This is a genomic window from Hornefia porci (assembly GCF_001940235.1).
Lineage (GTDB): Bacteria > Bacillota > Clostridia > Peptostreptococcales > Anaerovoracaceae > Aminicella > Aminicella porci.
Window position 1 is genome coordinate 2,288,568 of sequence record NZ_MJIE01000001.1, and the last position, 17,403, is coordinate 2,305,970.

The following is a 17,403-nucleotide window of genomic DNA, read 5'->3' on the forward strand; positions in this document are numbered from 1 at the left end:
ATATCCCGGAGCGGGCCCGTCAATCATGTTCCCGCTGTGCGGAAAGACTTTCCTGCAGCCAGCGCCGGAGTGCCAGCGCATGGTTGCAGGCCGGATCCTTCGCCGCATACAGAAGAGTGATGTTTTCATGAAGAAGTGTTTCGCTGCAGAGACGGACGAAATCCGGAGCATCCGGATTTTCGTCCAGCTCCTGGCAGTATCGGTCGCAGAATTCCCGGAATTTCTCAGGATCGTGACCGAACCATTTACGCAGTTCGCCTGTCGGCGCGATTTTTTTTGCCCACAAATCAAGCCCGGCGGTCTCTTTTTTTACGCCTCGGGGCCAGAGACGGTCCACCAGCACGCGGAAGCCGTCGTCGGGCTCCGGAGCGTCATATATTCGTTTACATAAAATCTCATTCATCCGGCAGTATCTCCCTTCTGAAACGGTTCAGCAGACGTCAGTTATTTTCAATGAAATCCAGCAGATCCTGCGCGGAGGTCTGGATACCGGCGCGATCCTCCGGATCCCGTCCCAGTCTTGTATACACCTCTCCGACAAAGACGCCTGTATCTGCGAGACACCGGAACACATCATCGATGATTCCGCGGCAGATTTCCCGCTGCTGCATGGGACCGAAGGGATTGGCGAAATAGGTCTCGGAGAATCCGGTTTCCTGCGTGGTCCCCTTGGCCATGCGCCTGCTCCGGATAAAGATTTCCTTGGCTTCCTCGATGTCCTCGATCCGGCGCATTCCGGTCATGTCGTCGTAATTGTTGGCGTAGACGAACAGATCTACCGGGTGCAGATCGGTGATGACCGAATAGGGCGCTGCCGGTGTGATGACTCTGGCGTTAGACTGGTCCGGATTGAAGAAAATCGAGCGGTTCATATCCCGGTACGGGGTTCCCGGATCCAGATCGTCCAGCCGGACGAAGGCGCCGGTTTCCGTTCCCTGTGCATAGACTCTGCCATCCCGGATCTGAAAGCTTCCCATATCGTCGAAGACGATTTCGATGTTCTTGATTTTGTCACTGCCCAGGTTTTTCAGCGCTTCGATGGTTTCTGACTTCCCTGCGCCGGAATCGCCCATGAGACAGATGCCCTTCTTTTTGTCATTCTCCAGTGTGATGTTGACGAACGCCCCGTGGATGGGCAGCCGTCCGCGCTGCATCATCGCGACATTGTGCAGGGTGAGAACGGTTTTCTTCATGTATCCGAAGTAGGAGATTTTGTCACTGTAAGAAACGCTGCCGACCCAGAGATCTTCTTCGGTATCGTGATAGAAGGTGCACTTGTCTTTGTTGTCGCGGTTCCCGAAAATCAGGATGCAGTCCGGCTTGCGGGAGGCTTCCTCCTGCGTGGCGATTTCGAACAGATTGGCGCAGCTGACGCCGTTCGACATGAAATCACGGTGAAAATAGATGAATATGGTCAGTGTTCCCACCTTGGCCGGGAAACAGAAGTAGATATCCGGATTTCCTTCGAAGGTCGTGATGGGATTGACGGAGACTTCCTCAAAGGGCCATTCCCGTTTGTTTGATTTCGGGTGAAGGATCATCGGCGTCCGCATCATGACCGAGTCGATGAACAGCACGTTTTTCAGCACGGCGTATCTGTCGCTGAGCCGGAAGGAATCGTGCCGGTAGCAGGCCAGACTGGCGTTCGTGCCTGCGTTCTGCTGACGGAAAACCTTGTTCGGGCGGCCCATCAGAGTCTGCTCGATGCGGCGGAATGTGTTGATGATCAGGTGGTTGAAGGCGGAGTCGTTTGATACAAAGGCCGTGGATTCCGCGTCGCCTCTGCGGTTCGTCGTCACGGAATAGCGCTCCAGAGTTCTCCAGTAATCGTAAAGGCGCTCTACGAATTCCAGTGCGGTTTCGCGGTTCCGGACCAGAGAGGAGTCCGCCTCGTCGATGTCGAAGACCAGCAGCTCCCGTGCGGTTTTGCTGATGTTTTCCACTGCGGCGTCCTCGTTCCCGTCGGGACAGGCCCAGGCACAGAGCTTTTCGTCTTTTTTCTGCAGTTTGCGCAGAAACTGGCGAACCACCGCCTGAAATTCGGCGGATTTGATCAGATTGGATTTTGTTTCAGGATAGGACAGATCGAAGTTCATGATGACTTCGCTGTCTGTGAGGTACAGTTTTTCTTTCATTTTATTATCCTCCAGAACAGATTGGCGCTGCCGTCCGGCTGTTGTCTGATTAATGCGTGCTCAGCGGCGCTGCTTCTGAATTATTGTCTTGTGTCTCGTTGTCTTGTCTGTCGGCGTGTCAGTTTCCGTCAAGTTCGACGCGGGCTTAACTCACAGATGTTGGTTATAGATATCATACTATATTCCGCGTTTTTTTTAAAGGATTTATTCGCACTTGAGGAAGACCCTGAGGGCAGCTTGCGCCAGCCTTAAGACGAACGCGCAGCCGTTCCTGCGGACAGTTTCGCGAACAGCCTTGCGGCCGCCTCGCGGGTCGGTTCTGCCCGGATTCGCGCCCGGCTTTGCGGCTGGACTTGCGGCCGCCCCGGTCTGTGATATAATGAAGAACAGCGAAAATAACGGAATGAAAACATTCCTGTAAGCAGGAGGAAGTTTAATTGAAAAAGATTCGGACGACGGTTTCCGTCGCTGCGGTGATTCTGATCGCCTGCTGCCTGCGCGCGCCTTTCACGGGTACAGGTTCGATTGTCGGCATGATTCAAGAGGAACTTAGTCTGAGCAGCGGCAGCGCCGGGCTTCTGACCAGTATTCCTCTGCTTACATTTGGACTTTTGTCTGCATGCATGGGTCTGATTGGAAGAAAATACGGCGCCGGCCGCGTCATGGTGACGGGCGCCGGACTGATGATTGCGGGGATTCTGATCCGATCGTTCCTCGGAACAGCAGGGCTGTTTGCCGGAACCGTGATTCTGGGCGGCGGTATCGTAATCGGTAATGTGCTGGTGCCTGCCGTGGTAAAAGATTTTTTTCCGGAGCGCAGCGGCGAGATGACCGGTATATACACTACGGTAATGTCGGTGATGTCCGGGATCGCGGGAGGCGTCAGTGTGCCACTGGCAGAATGCGCAGGCTGGAGAACGGCTCTTGCGGTATGGGCGGCTCCTGCCGTACTTGCAATGATGTCCTGGATCCCATGTCGGAGGATACGTCTTTGCGAGGGGGCGCGGAGCAGCACATTTTCTGCGGTGCTGCGCTCTCCTGTAGCCTGGGCGGCAGGTGTGTATATGGGGCTGCAGTCTCTGATATTCTATTCCTTTGTTGCCTGGTTCGCGACGATTCTGCAGAGTCGCGGATTCAGTCTGGACGCGGCAGGATTCTACAACTCATTGTACCTGTTTGCCGGGCTGATCGGATCATTTGCGGCACCCGTCATTGCGGAGCGCTGTGTGAACAAAGTGCGGTTCGGCGGGTTTCTCGGAATCCTTTACGGCACCGGGATGCTGTTTCTCATTTTCGGAACCGGAGCTGCCGGAGTCTGGATGGTGATTCTGTTCTGCGGATTTTGTCAGGGCGCATGCTTCAGCTATTCCATGCTGATGTTTGTGTTTCATACGGAAAGTGCATCGGCAGCTGCGCTGATGTCCGGGTTCGGACAGTCGGTCGGATACCTGATCGCCTGTGTCGGCCCCGTTTTGTTCGGGGCGATTTATGATGCGGCCGGCAGATGGGAGCCCGCGATGTGGATCATGCTGGCGGTCTGCGGGGTGCTGGCCGTTCTGGGGGCGTACATCGGACAGGAAAAATATGTAGGATAGCATTCTGAGGTGAAAGATGATATAATATCGAATAGATTTTTCGAGAGATGAGGGAGTGGAATGTTAGAAAAACCAATCAGAGAAATGACGACGCGGGAGAAAGCCGCCCGGGCGTACAGGCTTTTGTCGGAGGATGAAGCGGTTCGGGGACAGGCTCGGGCTGCGCGGACTCTCCTGGAGAAACTGGAGGACCAGGATATGACGGTAGCCGTTGTCGGCCAGTTCAAGAGAGGCAAAAGCGCACTCTCTAACCGCATCCTTGGAGAAGATGTGCTGCCGGTGGGAATTGTACCCATTACCAGCGCAGTCACCCGCGTGAAATACGGAGAGCGGCGGGTAGAGGTCCGCTATGAGAACGGGATATGTGAAGAGATCCCTGAGTCTGACCTGCATCGTTTCATCAGCGAGCAGGAGAACCGGAACAACGAGCTTGGGGTTGCGGAGGTCGTGCTTCAGGCGCCATCCGGCTTTCTGAAGAGCGGACTGACCTTTGTAGATACGCCGGGCGTGGGATCCTTTCACAAAAACAACACTGAGGTGGCCTACGACCACATGAAGGAAAGCGATGCGGTGATTTTTCTTCTGTCGGTGGACAGCCCAATCAATCAGATTGAAATCGACTTTCTGCGGAACACCAGAAATTTCGCGGCCCGGTTCTATTTCGCAGTCAACAAAATCGATACCGTGAGTCCGGCGGATCTGGGGGAGTACCTGAAGTACTGTGAGAGCGTTCTGGAGCAGCTGATGGGCGAGAAGGAGATTCGGATATTTCCGGTGAGCGCCCGGACCGGAGAAGGCGTGGAGGAACTGAAGGCGGTGATTCAGGCTGATCTGGGAGAGCAGGCCCGCTCGATTATGGAAATGTCCACGGCCAAGAAACTGATTGATGTGATCGACCGGGCCGTGGAACAGCTGGACTTTTACTGGAAAGCCATGAATATGGAGTATAAAGAGCTGGACCGGCGGTTCGAGGAAATCGAAAAGACGATGACGGACATCCGTGCCAGAGCCGCTGCGTGCGAAGGCGGGTTTCATCTTCATCTCAATGAATACAAGATGGAGCTTTCCCGGAGGGTAAAGGAGCTTTTCGGAATGGAATATCATTATGATATCGATATGCTGAAGCTGGGAATTCTGGATATGGACCGACAGACCTTTGTGCAGAAAACAGAAGAACTCTGCAGCGACCTGAAGCAGACGCTGGACCGGATTCTGCTCTACCGGGAGGAAAACGCCTATACGGTATGCCACAGGATCAACGCCATCAACCGGCTGCTCCGGGAGCTGCGGCGCATCCGTGACAGTCTGGCGCAGGATCTGAGTCAGACATAGGCGAGGTATTATAATACATATGCGATTTGAAGGGGGAGGTAACCCATGTCACTTCTGACAGAAAAAGCCCTGGCGGCGTCACTGAAAAAGCTGCTGGAAAAGAAAACCCTGAATAAAATTACCGTGCGGGATATTACAGATGACTGCGGCGTCAACCGTCAGACCTTTTACTATCATTTTCATGACGTCTACGATCTGGTGGAATGGATCTTCACACAGGAGGCGCAGAAATATCTGTCGGACGGCATCGACGCGAAGAACTGGCGGGAAGTAATTTCAGATCTGATGGAAGGGCTCCTGGAGGAAAAATCCTTTGTCATGAATGCGTATTATTCCCTGAACAGACGACAGCTGGAGGAATTCATGCAGAAGCTGGCCAGACCTGCGATCAGCGACCTGGTGAGGCAGGTTGAGGGCACGCGGATCATCAGCGAGGAGGATCTGGAATTTGTGATCGATATCGCGACCTTCAGTCTTGTAGGCATCATCACGGAATGGGTAGCCGGAGGGATGAAGCCGGAGTACAAAGAAAAGCTGGACCGGCTGTTTGTGCTGCTGGACGGCACGCTGGAGGGAATGCTCGACAGAGTCGCAAAACGGTGAAATATTGTACATTTGCCGCCGGCTGTCCTGTTTTGCGGCAGGCGGAAGAAAATTGTCTATTGAAAGCTGTATCAGAGGGCACTATGCTGAAAAGCAGAAACGTATTTTTTAAGGAGAAGGATAAAAATGAGTGCAGTTGGAAATGAAATCAAGAAACTGGGGCTGATGAAGGCCTATGAGTTTCTGGACAGGAATCCGGAGGCGAATCTTCCCAAGCTTCTGGACTGGTTTGATACATATGCGCCGAAGGATGTTCTTTCCGTGCAGAGGGACGTCATCAGGGATATCGTGACCCGGAAGGACGGGAACTGGTATAATCTGCTGATCAGTCTGTGGAGTGATATCGACGACGATGTGCGGAAAACGATCTTTGAGAACATGCTGATCAACGCCAATGCGCTTGCGGCGCCGCAGGCGAATGAGAACAGAGAGAAATACGGATGCAATATTCCCTGGGTCATCGCGCTGAACATCAACGGGAGCGGCGACCGCCGGTATCTGGACTTCGACGAATGGGATGATGTGATCGAACAGGCAAAGGCGCTCGGAACCTTTATGTTTTTCATTGAGGGTGAGGAACCGCTGAAGTACCCTGAAGAAATCATCGCCCTGTGCAATAAGCATTATGAGTGCGAATTTCTGATGTTTACGGACGGTATGGGAATTACAGAGGCATTCGCCGATGAGATGCTGCGTGTGAAGAATCTGATCGTCGCTGTGGAGGTCTCCGGTACGCCGGAGGATCAGAAACTGGCTGAGACCGCGGAAATCCTTCATCGCAAGAAGCTTCCATACTGCGTGTCCTGCACTTATGATGAAGAGAGTCAGGAACGTTTTGACCGGGAGGATTTTTTCGACAAAATGATCGAATACGGCGTCAAGCTGTGTCTGTTCTTTTCCGCCGCGCCGGCCGGAAAGGACCGCGTCTATGACCGGATTGTGGAATATCGCAAGAAGAAACCGATCATGACGATCAACTTCTGCAAGGATTCTACCATTACCGGGGGATGTGTCGCCGGCGGAAGATATTACTGCAGCATCAGCGCCACCGGCGATGTGGAGGCGTGTTTCTTCTATCGGGAGTCTGACAGCAATGTGCGAGAGAAAAGTCTGGTGGAGTGTCTTCAGTCGCCGCTGTTCATGAAATTTCACGATAAAAATGTTCAGTGCGTGCTGAACCGGTAGACGGCAGGAATAGATGCGGCGGCCGGAGGGAAATCCCCGGGCCGCCGCGTTTCTTTGTTATCAGACTGTTTATGGACTCCGCCCTCTACGCCTCAATGCCCAGCAGGAGACGGTCCAGAATCTCTACCGCGTCCTGAATGCAGCCGTCGCAGCTGCGGAGGGGTTCGCCGGTGTCCACGCCTTTCAGCTGCCGACAGACGATGGACCTGTTTTTGTTCAGGAAAGCCTCTGTCGCTTCCTTCATCATCTGGTAGCATTCGCGTTTGGTTTTCGGGTGATCCATATCTCCGTCGGAAATTTTCATTCCGATTACCATGGCCATCGCGCTGACCGCGCCGCAGGTGCCCATGCTGCCCATGCCGAGTCCGAAGGGCTCTGCCATACGGAACACCTGTCTCGGGTCAGTGCCCATAACATTGCAGTAGGAGCAGGCGACGGCCTGCGCACAGTTGAAGCCCTGTTTGTGAAGCCTTGCGGCGAGTTCTTTTCTGTTCATATAGCGTATTCTCCTTTGTCCTTGGATGACCGGCGGAAACCGGCCGGTTTCAGTATACCGCAGCAAAGCACGGATTGCAAGGATACAGCGCTGTGTGATATAATCAGTGCATATAGAAATTAGCATTGAGGATGTGTGAATCATGAAGTATCAGGTGTTGAAAACAGAGGATTTCAGAACTTCCCGCTGGACAGGCGGAACGACGACGCAGCTGGCGATTTGGCCGCAGGACAGCGAATATCTGGAGCGTAATTTTGTCTGGAGACTGTCAACGGCCACCTGCGAAAAGGAGGAGTCGGTATTCTCCAGGCTGCCGGATTTCAACCGGGTTCTGGTGGTGCTGTCCGGCAGTGTGGTTCTGGCTCATGAAAATGTCCGGTCGGCCCGGCTGCGGGAACTGGAGCAGGACGCCTTTGACGGCGCGTATAGAACAAAGAGCTTCGGGGCGATCACCGACTATAATCTGATGGTGCGCAAGGGGAACGAAGGCAGCGTGGAGGTTATAGCGCTTTCTGAAGAGAACCGGACGCTGACCGTGGAGGACAAAGAACAGTACGCCATGGGAACGCAGGCGTTCTATTGCAGGGACGGATATGCAACTGTCGATATCAGCGGAACGATGGTAATGCTGAAGGAGGGAGAACAGCTGGTAATCGATTATGACCGGCGGGAATCTCTGCGGCTGTCCGTCATGGGAGAGGGTCATCTGATCCGGTGCAGTATCTGGTATAACTACGAGGAAGGAAGCTTCGGACCGACCCGGATCGAAAAAAAACCGGCGACGGCAGAGGATTTCCGCCAGTGTATCTTTATCGCCAACACGCAATACCGCTTCTCGAAGTATACGAATAAACGGCTGAAAAGCGTATGGTATGATGAGGAACTGCAGAAGGGTATCCGTGCGGTCAACCGGTTTGCCATCGCGGACATTCTGTTTTTCGCAGGAATTGCTCTGGTGGGTTTTCTGGGAGCGGGTCGCTTTCATTCGCCGATTCTCTGGATTGCGGCTTTCGTTGTCTGGTTCCTACTGTATTCTCTGCTGGTGGCGCCGGCCGTGTATTTTCTTGCGGTGCCTAAGCCGGTCGCGGCGCATATCAAGGATGTCAGCAGGCTGACGCCTTATGAGAGAGAGCTGAGGGAAAAACAGATGAACACCAACGAACGCGTGACCAGAATCCTGAACAGATATAAATTCAGCGGGACCGCGGAATACGATGAAGACGGGAACCGGCTGGACGACCTCAGCAGTAAAAAATTCTGAAAACATTTGCGAACAGGCTGAAACAAAAAAAGCGCTTCCGCGGCGGGCCAGGTTTGCGGCCGAAGACCGGGAAGCGGGGGGCAGTCCGCAGCCCGCCGGAGAAGCGGTGTATACGCTCCGGCGGAGTTCGGACCCGCCGGCTGCCGGAGCGCAGATATTCCGGGCCGGAACTCAGGCGGTTTCTGCACCGAGTTCGGAGGTGCAGTGGGGGCACCTGGTGGCGTCTGCCGGAATTTCACTCTTGCAGTAGGGGCAGATTCTGGTGGCCGGCGCGGCTTCCTCCTCCGGCGCCTTCCGGAGACTGCCGAGCTTGTTCAGAGCGCGGATAATGCAGAACAGCACCAGAGCGATGAGAATAAAGTTGATCACCGCCATGATGAAATTCCCGTATGCAAAGTGCACGTCGCCGATGTCGGCGGTCAGACGGGAAAAATCCTTTCCGACGACCAGACCCAGCAGAGGGTTCAGGATGTCGTTGACCAGTGAGTTGACGATGGCTGTAAACGCACCGCCGATGATAATGCCGACAGCCATGTCCATCACATTGCCCTGCATGGCAAATTCTTTAAATTCCTTTAAAAATGTTTTCATTAAAATTTCCTCCTGTCCTGAATACATTAGCTTCAATATCGTTCTGCTTCGGTAATTGCCGGACGACTGTTGTGCAGGCACCGGAAATGTACGGAGCCGGAGCACGGGCGTCAGATGTCTGCCGGCGCACCCTTCCATCGGATTGCTGTGCGCCGCGGCGCCTCCGGCATCACTTGACATCACTTATTGTATACTATACATTGTTTTTCTGAAAAAAGAAAGAACTTTTATTGCCTGTCGAATCGAAATCTGCCTGAGAACCTGCCGGAAATTTTTGCTGAAAGAGAGAAAAATTTCGCTGAAAGAGAGAAAAATTCATGGATTTTTGCTGCCGGCTGTTGTATAATATTCCAGTAATATTTTTTGCAGAAAATACAAGGACAGGATGGCGAGGCGAGAGTCGGCGGGATCTTATATCTCCTACTCACTCCTCAGGGCTTTCCGCCTTGTTTTTTGTTTTATCAGAAGCGGAACCCTATGGAAGGAGTGAGTATGAAAAAGTATATTTTTGTGACCGGAGGCGTAGTTTCAGGACTGGGAAAAGGCATCACGGCGGCGTCCCTGGGCCGCCTGCTGAAATCCAGAGGACTGAAGGTGGCCGCGCAGAAGCTGGATCCCTACATCAACATTGACCCTGGGACCATGAGTCCGTATCAGCACGGGGAGGTATTTGTGACAGAGGACGGCGCGGAGACCGATCTGGACCTGGGGCATTATGAGCGGTTTATCGACGAGAACCTGAACCGGTTCAGCAATCTCACCACGGGCAAGGTGTACTGGAACGTCTTGAACAAAGAACGTAACGGCGATTTTCTGGGGAGCACGGTGCAGGTGATCCCGCATATCACTGATGAGATTAAATCGTTTATTTACGAAGTGGGACGCCATTCAGACGCGGATGTCATCATCACAGAGATCGGCGGAACCGTCGGAGATATTGAAAGTCAGCCGTTTCTGGAGGCAATCCGCCAGGTGTCTCTGGAGGTCGGGAAAGAGAATTCTCTGTTCATTCATGTGACGCTGGTGCCGTACCTGCAGAGCTCCGGCGAGCACAAATCCAAGCCCACCCAGCATTCGGTCAAGGAGCTCCGGAGTCTGGGGATTTCTCCGGATATTATCGTGCTCCGCGCCAACGAGACCATCGATCAGTCGATCGTAGAGAAGATTTCGCTGTTCTGCAATGTCAAAAAAGACTGTGTGATTCAGAATATCACACTGCCGGTGCTCTATGAAGCGCCTGTCATGCTGGAGCGTTCCCGGTTCAGCTGGATCGTCTGCCGCGAGCTGGGAATCAACGCGGGTCCCTGTGAGATGGAGGACTGGATGAAAATGCTCGACCGCGTACATAATCGGGAAAAGGAAGTGCGGATAGGCCTGATCGGAAAGTATGTCAAGCTCCACGATGCGTATCTGTCCGTGGCGGAGGCACTGCGGCACGGCGGATACGAAAACGGGACGAATGTAGAAATCGAATGGATTGAAGCGGAGAGTGTGACGGAGGAGACGGCAGAGAAACTGCTTGGCGCGCTGGACGGCATTCTGGTGCCGGGAGGTTTCGGAGACCGGGGAATTGAAGGCAAGATTCAGGCGGCGAAATACGCCAGAGAAAATGATATCCCGTATCTCGGAATATGTCTCGGCATGCAGACCGCAGTCATTGAATTCGCCCGCGATGTGCTGGGATACAAAGACGCCGGCTCCGGTGAATTCACGCCGGGAGGCGCGCATAATGTCATCGATCTGATGCCGGACCAGCAGGGGAATATCCCAAAGGGCGGGACTATGAGGCTGGGAGCCTACCCGTGTGTGGTCGGCGAGAATACAAAGCTGCGGGAGGCCTACGGGAAGGCGGAGATCGCGGAGAGACACCGGCACCGTTACGAATTCAACAATCTCTACCGGGAGGAGATGACAAAGGCGGGTCTGGTGATTTCCGGAACCTCTCCCGACGGCAGACTGGTGGAGGCGGTGGAGCTTCCGGACCGGAAATTCTTTGTGGCCGTTCAGTATCATCCGGAATTCAAATCCCGCCCCAATGACGCGCATCCTCTGTTCCGCGAGTTCATCCGGGCGGCGTTGAAGTAGCGAGTGTATATGTCCTGCCGCGGCTCTGAAGCAGCGGGTGCATGCTCGGCTGCATCGCTGAAACGTTCTGCCGCGGCTCTGAAATGCCGGAGAATGTATGCTTCCGCATCGCCGCGGCGGCCGTGCTTCACATGCAGTTGATGTTTACATGGATTTTACATCAATTTTACATCGGAAAGATGGCTTTTTTTCTGATATCATAGTACACTTGTGGCAGGAAGGATGGAAACTATGATTTATCTTGTAGAAGACGATGGGAGCATCAGGGAACTGGTGACCTATACTTTAACAAATGAAGGATTTGAAGCCCGCGGCTTCAGCCGTCCCTCGGAATTCTGGAAGGGACTGGAGGAGGAAACGCCGGACCTCATTTTGTTAGATATCATGCTCCCGGAGGAGAGCGGCCTTGACATGCTGAAAAAACTGCGGGCACTGCCCCGCACCGCGAAGGTGCCGATCATGATGCTGACGGCCCGGGGCACGGAATATGACAAGGTGATCGGTCTGGACTACGGAGCGGACGACTACCTGCCCAAGCCCTTCGGCATGATGGAACTGATTGCGAGGATCAAGGCGCTTCTCCGGCGGACGCAGCCCTCTACGGGTGATGAGGAATATACGGCTGGCGACATTTCTGTCTCACTGGCGCGTCATACGGTGACGGTGAAGGGCCGGGATGTTGTGCTGACCCGGAAGGAGTTTGAGCTTCTGGAGCTTCTGGTGGAGAACAAAGGAATCGTGTTTACCCGGGATCAGCTGCTGACAAAGATCTGGGGCTACGCCTTTGACGGCGAGAGCCGGACGGTGGACGTCCATATCCGTTCTCTGCGGCAGAAGCTGGGCGAAGCGGGGCATCAGATTCAGACGGTGCGCGGGATCGGATATCGCATGGAGGAAACGGCGAAATGAGGAACCGGATCTTTTACGGGATTTTCAGCGTGGCCCTGCTGGTGCTGGTCGCCAGTATGGTCCTGATTTTCAGTGCGCTTTATACACAGTATTCCAAGGAATATGAGAAGAGTCTGCAGAACGAGGCGTATCTGGTGGCCGCGGCCATCCGGCACACCGGATCGGGATATTTTTCCGACCTGAAGGTGGATAAGCGGTACCGGATCACATATATCGCCAGGTCGGGCAAGGTCATCTACGACACAAGCGTCGATGCGTCTAAACTGCCGAACCACGCGTCGCGTCCGGAGGTGAAGGAGGCGATGAAAACCGGATACGGATCGGATACCCGGTATTCCAAGACCCTTTCTGAGAAGACTTCATACAGCGCGGTGCGGATGGAGGACGGGAGAGTGCTCAGGGTATCCATCACGCAGTTCACCCTGCTGACGCTGCTGCTGCGGCTGATGAAACCGATTCTGCTGGTGCTGCTCCTGACGATCATGACGTCACTGCTTCTGGCGTCGCGGATTTCCCGTCGTATCGTTAAGCCGATCAACGAGATTGATCTGGATGCCCCGACAGAGAATATGACATATCCGGAGCTGGAGCCGCTGCTCGTCCGCATAGAAGAGCAGAATGACATGCTGAATCAGAGAATTGACAAGCTGCGGGGCGATGTGGATGAGAAAACGCGGGAAGCGGAGTTCCGCAAGGAGTTTACCGCAAATGTTTCGCATGAATTGAAAACGCCCCTGACATCGATTTCCGGATTTGCCGAGATTATGAAGAACGGAATCGTCCGTCCTGAGGATGTGGAGAAGTTTGCCGGACGCATTTATGAGGAGGCGCAGAGGCTGATCGTTCTGGTGGACGATATTATCAAGCTTTCTCAGCTGGATGAGAATCAGATTACGGCGAAGAAGGAACGGCTGGATCTTTACGGTGTCGCGGAGGAGGTGCTGTATACTCTGAACGCCGCCGCGAAGGGAATGGACGTGAAGGTGGATCTCAGCGGAAAGCATGTCCATGTGGACGGAGTCTACCAGATTATAGAAGAAATCGTTTACAACCTGTGTGATAATGCGATAAAATATAATAAGAAGGGCGGGACGGTCCGGGTTTCCACCGGGATGGCGGAGGGCCGGCCGTATATCTGCGTGAAGGACACGGGCATCGGGATTCCGCAGGAGGATCTGGACCGGGTGTTCGAGCGGTTTTATCGCGTGAACAAAAGTCATTCCAAGGAGATCGGCGGCACCGGCCTCGGCCTTTCGATCGTGAGGCACGGCGCCGCGTACCATAACGCGGATATCCGGATCCAGAGCAGGCTGGGAGAAGGAACCGAAATCACCGTGCTGTTCTGACCGGCCGCGGAGGCTTCGCCTCCGTTTTCTGAAGAATGCGCGGAGAAGTGTGATGAGACTTAAACTGATTGCGACGGCGACGTTCGGCCTGGAAGCCGTCGTGAAGAGAGAAATACAGGCGTTGGGATATGACATCATCAGTACGGAGAACGGTCATGTCATGTTCTGGGGAGACGAGCGGGCGATCGCGCGGTGCAACCTGTGGCTGCGCTGTGCGGATCGGCTGCTTCTTTTGATGGGTGAATTCAGCGCCGTTACGTTCGAGGAGCTCTTTCAGCAGACCGGCGGGCTGCCCTGGGAACAGCTGATTCCGCCGGACGGAAGGTTCACGGTGATCGGAACCTCGGTGAAATCGCGGCTTCACAGTGTCCCCGCCTGCCAGAGCATCGTCAAGAAGGCGGTCGCCCGGCGGCTGGGGGAATGCTACTGTATGGACCAGCTGCCGGAGACGGGAGCGGAATACCGGATTAAAATCGGAATGATGAAGGACCGGGCGCAGCTGACGGTGGATACCAGCGGCGTCGGCCTGCATAAGAGAGGCTACCGGACCTCGGACGTGGCCGCACCCATCAAGGAAACGCTGGCGGCGGCGCTGGTGCAGCTGTCCTTCTGGAATCCGGAAAGGGTTCTGGCGGATCCCTGCTGCGGTTCGGGAACGATTCCCATAGAGGCTGCGCTGATCGGCAGGAACATTGCGCCCGGGATCTCCCGGGGGTTTGCCTCGGAGGGCTGGGAGCTGATTCCGGCTGAGGTCTGGAAGGAAGAGCGAAGAGAGGCGTTTAAGGCCATCCGCAGCGATGTGGAGCTGAAAATTCTGGCGGGAGACATCGACCGGAGGGCGATCTCCGCGGCGAGGGCGAACGCAGAAAAGGCCGGGGTGGACGATTGTATCGTCTTCCGGCAGATGGATGCGGCGCAGCTGCAGTGCAATGAAGAGGGCGGAGTCATGATCACTAATCCGCCCTACGGACGGAGAATCGGAGACGACCGCGAGATCCGGAGGATCTACCGGGCGCTGCAGGCGTTCTTCCGAACGCGCCCGACCTGGTCTTTGTTCCTCGTCACTGCGGACAAATCCGCGGAGAGAAATCTCTTCGGAAGGAAGGCGGATCGCCGGCGGAAGCTCTTCAACGGACGGATGGAGGTCTGCTATTATCAGTTCCACGGGGAAAAACCGGGAAAGGCCGCCCGGCGCAGCCCGGGAGAAAGGCGGGGAGAACATCTTGAGGATCGAGATCAATAAAAAGAGAAAGATTCCTCTCTATCTTCAGATTGAAAGTCAGCTGAAGCGCATGATCCTTGCGGGAAACATTCTGGACGGGGCGGTGCTGCCGTCGGAGCGGAAGCTGGCGGAGCAGCTGGGAGTTCACCGGAATACGGTGATTCGGGCCTATGCGGATCTCAAGGACATGGGGCTGGTGCGTTCGGATCGGGGGAAGGGCTACTCGGTCTGCTACAGTCTTCCGGAGGATCGCCCGCTGACGGCGGAGGAGCAGCGGCCGGTGAACTGGAGTCACGTGATCAAGGATGAATATCTGGACATGGAGGAACTCTATGACGATATTTTCCAGCGCTTTTCGACGGGGAAGGGAATTTCGCTTTCGGCGGGGATGCCGCCCTTTGTTTATCCGGAGGAGGAGATCGCAGACGATATTGTTGCGATTATGAATGAAAATCAGCTGCTTCCGGCCTACTCGGCGACGTATCAGGGGGACGGCGAGCTGCTGAGGCGGCTGCAGGATTATGTGCGTACAAAGGGCATCGAGGCGGGGCTCCGCCAGATTCAGGTGCTGAAGGAAACCAATCAGGCGCTGGATTATATCATCACCGCGATGACGGAGCCGGGGGACTGCGTGTTCATTGAAGAGCCCTGCTCGCCGGACGTGTACAGGATGATTGCACTGTCCGGCTGCGAGTTCTTTACGGTTCCGGTGGATCTGGACGGCATGGTGGTGGAGCAGCTTGAGCCGCTGATTGAAACAAAGAAGCCGAAGTTTATTTATGTGAATTCCAGTTACCAGGATCCGACGGGAAATATTCTGAGTCTGGAGCGCCGCCGGAAGCTGCTGGAGCTTTCCAACCGGTACCGGATTCCTATTGTGGAGGACGATGCGGGATCGGAGATGTATTTCGAGGATCGGCCGACTCCGCCGATCAAGTCGATGGATCGCTGCAGCAATGTGATATATATTTATTCGTTCTCGCTGACCTTTGTTCCCGGCATGACGCTGGCCTTTGTCGTCGCGGATGAAAAGCTGGTGCGCGCCCTGAGCTACCTGGTCTCCATTCACATCGTCTCCATCGGATGGATTACACAGAAGCTGCTGGCGCGGAATCTGAAAAACGGAACTTATCAGAGGAAATGCAGAGAAATAGCGGATCACAGCCGTCGGAACCGTGATATCATGTGCGCCATGCTTGACCGGCTCTCCGATATCGACGTCCGGTACATCAAGCCCAGAGGGGGCGTATATATCTGGGTCAGGCTGCCGCCGGGGCTCAGCGGACGGAGAGTGGCAGAGGAGGCGTCACGCTGTGATGTCGCCGTCGTTCCCGGGGAAGTGTTCTATCCGACCCGGAGAGGTGGCAAGGAGTTTATCCGCCTGAATTATTCCTATGAATCTGCGGAATGGCTGACGGAAGGAATGGACCGCCTGGTGCGGGTCATCAAAAAAACATACAAAGAAATTTCCGGAGAAAATCCATGATTTTCAACGGTTCGGGGCGACACAGGTACTGGTACTTAAAAATGGTTAAGCACTGGTACTTTTTTATGAAAACGAAATATTGTAAGATGGAAATATCAAAATTGACAGTTAATTATCGATGTACACTTAAATGAAAAAGGAGAATTATTATGGCAGTTAATCTTAAGGGAAGACATTTTCTGACACTGATGGACTTCACACCGGCTGAGATCCGTTACATGCTGGATCTGGCTCATGATCTGAAGGCCAAGAAGAGAGCCGGCATCTGCAATCAGGTGCTGAAGGGCAAGAACATTGTTCTCCTGTTCGAGAAGACTTCCACCAGAACCAGATGTGCGTTCGAGGTTGCCGCAATGGACGAGGGCGCAGGCGTCACGTTCCTGGACAGCAAGTCTTCCCAGATGGGAAAGAAGGAAACCATCGCGGATACCGCCAAGGTTCTGGGCAGATTCTATGACGGAATCGAGTACAGAGGATTCAAGCAGAGTGTTGTGGAAGAGCTGGCGGAGAACGCTGGCGTACCGGTCTGGAACGGCCTGACTGACGTCGACCACCCGACGCAGATCCTGGCGGATATGCTCACCATCGAGGAGCATGTGGCGAAGCCGCTGAACAAGGTCAAGGTTGTCTTTGTCGGCGACGTCAGAAACAACATGGCGTATGCGTGGATGTACGGCTGTGCCAAGATGGGCATGGAGTTCGTCGCATTCGGACCGAAGGAACTGGCCGCTGAGGTTGACAAGGATGTTCTGGCGAGAGCGCAGAAGGTTGCCGAGGAGACCGGAGCGAGCATCAGCGTAAGCAGCGACGAGTCCTGCCTGGCGGGCGCCGACGTGATCTACACTGACATCTGGGCTTCCATGGGTGAAGAGGATCAGATTCCGGAGAGAGTCAGACTGCTGACCCCGTTCAAGGTGACCAGAGAATTCCTGGACAAGACCGGAAATCCGGACGTGATCTTCATGCATTGTCTGCCGAGCTTCCATGACTTCGACACCACGATGGCGAAGGATCAGAAAGAGCTGGGATATGACATCCGCGAGGTGACCGACGAGGTGTTCCTGAGCAGAAATTCTGTCGTGTTTGACGAGGCGGAAAACAGAATGCATACGATCAAGGCGGTTATCGTCGCGACCATCGCATAAGAATCGTAACGG

The 17,403-nt window shown here is 54.4% G+C and carries 15 protein-coding genes; 11 read left to right on the top strand and 4 right to left on the bottom strand.

All coding sequences use genetic code 11. The features are described from left to right. Positions 1-19: 19 nt before the first annotated feature. Both BHK98_RS10615 and BHK98_RS10620 read right to left on the bottom strand, forming a co-directional pair. Positions 20-403, bottom strand: a complete 384-nt coding sequence (locus BHK98_RS10615) for a DUF488 domain-containing protein (protein WP_075714116.1) — start codon at positions 401-403, stop codon at positions 20-22. 37 nt (positions 404-440) lie between these two features. Then, positions 441-2,135 carry a hypothetical protein gene (locus BHK98_RS10620; protein WP_075714118.1) on the bottom strand — a complete coding sequence of 565 codons (1,695 nt, stop codon included), beginning with the start codon at positions 2,133-2,135 and terminating at the stop codon, positions 441-443. Between the two features lie 437 nt (positions 2,136-2,572). On the opposite strand from BHK98_RS10620, the gene BHK98_RS10625 reads away from it, so the two are divergent. The 4 genes from BHK98_RS10625 (at position 2,573) to BHK98_RS10640 (ending at position 6,850) form a co-directional block, all read left to right on the top strand. Continuing rightward, positions 2,573-3,730: a CynX/NimT family MFS transporter gene (locus BHK98_RS10625; protein WP_083628255.1), complete on the top strand. Its 1,158-nt coding sequence runs from the start codon at positions 2,573-2,575 to the stop codon at positions 3,728-3,730. A gap of 60 nt (positions 3,731-3,790) precedes the next feature. Further along, positions 3,791-5,062 (top strand): dynamin family protein, encoded by a 1,272-nt coding sequence (locus BHK98_RS10630; protein WP_075714120.1) that lies wholly within the window; start codon positions 3,791-3,793, stop codon positions 5,060-5,062. A gap of 45 nt (positions 5,063-5,107) precedes the next feature. Beyond that, positions 5,108-5,665, top strand: coding sequence for a TetR-like C-terminal domain-containing protein (locus BHK98_RS10635; RefSeq protein ID WP_075714122.1), 558 nt, complete (start codon positions 5,108-5,110; stop codon positions 5,663-5,665). 126 nt (positions 5,666-5,791) lie between these two features. Then, complete coding sequence (locus BHK98_RS10640) at positions 5,792-6,850, top strand: radical SAM/SPASM domain-containing protein (RefSeq protein WP_075714124.1); 1,059 nt, start codon at positions 5,792-5,794, stop codon at positions 6,848-6,850. An 85-nt stretch (positions 6,851-6,935) separates the two neighbouring features. Here the strand turns inward: BHK98_RS10640 and BHK98_RS10645 are convergent, their stop codons facing one another. Next, entirely contained in the window at positions 6,936-7,346 is a 411-nt protein-coding gene (locus BHK98_RS10645; protein ID WP_075714126.1) for a C-GCAxxG-C-C family protein, read from the bottom strand. A gap of 142 nt (positions 7,347-7,488) precedes the next feature. On the opposite strand from BHK98_RS10645, the gene BHK98_RS10650 reads away from it, so the two are divergent. Continuing rightward, entirely contained in the window at positions 7,489-8,607 is a 1,119-nt protein-coding gene (locus tag BHK98_RS10650; protein WP_075714128.1) for a HutD/Ves family protein, read from the top strand. A gap of 171 nt (positions 8,608-8,778) precedes the next feature. On the opposite strand, the gene mscL is transcribed toward BHK98_RS10650, so the two are convergent. Next, on the bottom strand, positions 8,779-9,198 hold the full coding sequence (mscL, locus tag BHK98_RS10655) for a large conductance mechanosensitive channel protein MscL (RefSeq protein WP_075714130.1): 420 nt from the start codon (positions 9,196-9,198) through the stop codon (positions 8,779-8,781). A 492-nt stretch (positions 9,199-9,690) separates the two neighbouring features. On the opposite strand from mscL, the gene BHK98_RS10665 reads away from it, so the two are divergent. The 6 genes from BHK98_RS10665 to argF all read left to right on the top strand — a co-directional run bounded on the left by BHK98_RS10665 (position 9,691) and on the right by argF (position 17,391). Then, positions 9,691-11,283: a CTP synthase gene (locus BHK98_RS10665; protein ID WP_075714134.1), complete on the top strand. Its 1,593-nt coding sequence runs from the start codon at positions 9,691-9,693 to the stop codon at positions 11,281-11,283. A 231-nt stretch (positions 11,284-11,514) separates the two neighbouring features. After that, on the top strand, positions 11,515-12,192 hold the full coding sequence (locus BHK98_RS10670; RefSeq protein WP_075714136.1) for a winged helix-turn-helix domain-containing protein: 678 nt from the start codon (positions 11,515-11,517) through the stop codon (positions 12,190-12,192). Continuing rightward, positions 12,189-13,538 carry a sensor histidine kinase gene (locus tag BHK98_RS10675; RefSeq protein ID WP_075714138.1) on the top strand — a complete coding sequence of 450 codons (1,350 nt, stop codon included), beginning with the start codon at positions 12,189-12,191 and terminating at the stop codon, positions 13,536-13,538. The genes BHK98_RS10670 and BHK98_RS10675 overlap by 4 nt, the downstream gene beginning before the upstream one ends. 52 nt (positions 13,539-13,590) lie before the next feature. Then, entirely contained in the window at positions 13,591-14,781 is a 1,191-nt protein-coding gene (locus tag BHK98_RS10680) for a THUMP domain-containing class I SAM-dependent RNA methyltransferase (RefSeq protein WP_083628257.1), read from the top strand. Further along, positions 14,762-16,246: an aminotransferase-like domain-containing protein gene (locus BHK98_RS10685; RefSeq protein WP_075714142.1), complete on the top strand. Its 1,485-nt coding sequence runs from the start codon at positions 14,762-14,764 to the stop codon at positions 16,244-16,246. Before BHK98_RS10680 ends, BHK98_RS10685 begins: the two co-directional genes overlap by 20 nt. 149 nt (positions 16,247-16,395) lie before the next feature. Continuing rightward, positions 16,396-17,391 (top strand): ornithine carbamoyltransferase, encoded by a 996-nt coding sequence (argF, locus tag BHK98_RS10690; protein ID WP_075714144.1) that lies wholly within the window; start codon positions 16,396-16,398, stop codon positions 17,389-17,391. The last annotated feature ends 12 nt before the right edge of the window (positions 17,392-17,403 follow it).

What these genes read in the sequence shown, in the direction of transcription:
- mscL (WP_075714130.1), bottom strand. Translation starts at nt 9,198, where the DNA reads ATGAAAACATTTTTAAAGGAATTTAAAGAATTTGCCATGCAGGGCAAT.
- BHK98_RS10680 (WP_083628257.1), top strand. Translation starts at nt 13,591, where the DNA reads ATGAGACTTAAACTGATTGCGACGGCGACGTTCGGCCTGGAAGCCGTC.
- argF (WP_075714144.1), top strand. Translation starts at nt 16,396, where the DNA reads ATGGCAGTTAATCTTAAGGGAAGACATTTTCTGACACTGATGGACTTC.
- BHK98_RS10670 (WP_075714136.1), top strand. Translation starts at nt 11,515, where the DNA reads ATGATTTATCTTGTAGAAGACGATGGGAGCATCAGGGAACTGGTGACC.
- BHK98_RS10665 (WP_075714134.1), top strand. Translation starts at nt 9,691, where the DNA reads ATGAAAAAGTATATTTTTGTGACCGGAGGCGTAGTTTCAGGACTGGGA.
- BHK98_RS10650 (WP_075714128.1), top strand. Translation starts at nt 7,489, where the DNA reads ATGAAGTATCAGGTGTTGAAAACAGAGGATTTCAGAACTTCCCGCTGG.
- BHK98_RS10620 (WP_075714118.1), bottom strand. Translation starts at nt 2,135, where the DNA reads ATGAAAGAAAAACTGTACCTCACAGACAGCGAAGTCATCATGAACTTC.
- BHK98_RS10635 (WP_075714122.1), top strand. Translation starts at nt 5,108, where the DNA reads ATGTCACTTCTGACAGAAAAAGCCCTGGCGGCGTCACTGAAAAAGCTG.
- BHK98_RS10630 (WP_075714120.1), top strand. Translation starts at nt 3,791, where the DNA reads ATGTTAGAAAAACCAATCAGAGAAATGACGACGCGGGAGAAAGCCGCC.
- BHK98_RS10675 (WP_075714138.1), top strand. Translation starts at nt 12,189, where the DNA reads ATGAGGAACCGGATCTTTTACGGGATTTTCAGCGTGGCCCTGCTGGTG.
- BHK98_RS10640 (WP_075714124.1), top strand. Translation starts at nt 5,792, where the DNA reads ATGAGTGCAGTTGGAAATGAAATCAAGAAACTGGGGCTGATGAAGGCC.
- BHK98_RS10615 (WP_075714116.1), bottom strand. Translation starts at nt 403, where the DNA reads ATGAATGAGATTTTATGTAAACGAATATATGACGCTCCGGAGCCCGAC.
- BHK98_RS10645 (WP_075714126.1), bottom strand. Translation starts at nt 7,346, where the DNA reads ATGAACAGAAAAGAACTCGCCGCAAGGCTTCACAAACAGGGCTTCAAC.